At 56.2% G+C, this 1523-nt stretch carries 1 rRNA gene; it reads right to left on the bottom strand.

The features are described 5' to 3' along the window. A 23S ribosomal RNA gene (locus tag VGL01_RS21640) occupies positions 1-1523 on the bottom strand; the annotation flags it as partial.

The following is a 1523-nucleotide window of genomic DNA, read 5'->3' as shown; positions in this document are numbered from 1 at the left end:
GGTTAGCATCACCGGGCTCGTCATGGGCGCTACATTGCCGGTACGGGAATATCAACCCGTTGTCCATCGACTACGCCTGTCGGCCTCGCCTTAGGTCCCGACTTACCCAGGGCAGATTAGCTTGACCCTGGAACCCTTGATCATTCGGCGCACGGGTTTCTCACCCGTGTTTCGCTACTCATGCCTGCATTCTCACTCGTGTCGCGTCCACCCCTGGATCACTCCGGAACTTCACTCGCGACACGACGCTCCCCTACCCATCCAGAGTTCTGAACCACGAAGGCTTGAATATTCTCTGAATGCCATAGCTTCGGCGGATGACTTGAGCCCCGCTACATTGTCGGCGCGGAATCACTTGACCAGTGAGCTATTACGCACTCTTTCAAGGGTGGCTGCTTCCAAGCCAACCTCCTGGTTGTCACTGCGACTCCACATCCTTTTCCACTTAGTCACCGCTTAGGGGCCTTAGCTGATGGTCTGGGCTGTTTCCCTCTCGACTACGGAGCTTATCCCCCGCAGTCTCACTGCTGCGCTCTCACTTACTCCCATTCGGAGTTTGGCTAACGTCAGTAACCTGGTCGGGCCCATCGGCTATCCAGTGCTCTACCTGGAGCAAGAAACACACAACGCTGCACCTAAATGCATTTCGGGGAGAACCAGCTATCACGGAGTTTGATTGGCCTTTCACCCCTATCCACAGGTCATCCCCCCAGTTTTCAACCTAGGTGGGTTCGGTCCTCCACGACGTCTTACCGTCGCTTCAACCTGCCCATGGATAGATCACTCCGCTTCGGGTCTTGATCATGCTACTAAACCGCCCTCTTAGGACTCGCTTTCGCTACGGCTCCCCCACACGGGTTAACCTCGCAACACAACACAAACTCGCAGGCTCATTCTTCAAAAGGCACGCCATCACCCACCACCCCCACCAAAAGCAGGAGCCCGGGCTCTGACGGATTGTAGGCACACGGTTTCAGGTACTATTTCACTCCCCGCCAGGGGTACTTTTCACCTTTCCCTCACGGTACTCGTCCGCTATCGGTCACCAAGAAGTATTTAGGCTTGACGGGTGGTCCCGCCGGATTCACACGGAATTCCACGAGTTCCGTGATACTTGGGAATGCATTCACACGGCGTGCGGCTTACACCTACGGGACTCTCACCCTCTACGGTACCGCTTTCCAACGGACTTCAACTTCACACACACCACCGCGCTCCCGGTCGACAGCCCGGAAACAAACACACCCCACAACCCCCGCACAGCAACCCCTGCCAGGTATCACACTCCACGGGTTTAGCCTCCTCCGCTTTCGCTCGCCACTACTCACGGAATCACAATTGTTTTCTCTTCCATCCGGTACTGAGATGTTTCACTTCCCGGAGTTCCCTCCACACACCCTATTTCATTCAGGCGCGGGTAACTGGACATGACTCCAGCCAGGTTTCCCCATTCGGACACCCCCGGATCAACGCTCGGTTGCCAACTCCCCAGGGCTTATCGCAGGCTCCTACGTCCTTCATCG

Source organism: Trinickia sp. (assembly GCF_036503415.1).
In the GTDB taxonomy this organism is placed as follows: domain Bacteria; phylum Pseudomonadota; class Gammaproteobacteria; order Burkholderiales; family Burkholderiaceae; genus Trinickia.
This window is presented reverse-complemented; position numbering and strand designations above follow the sequence as displayed.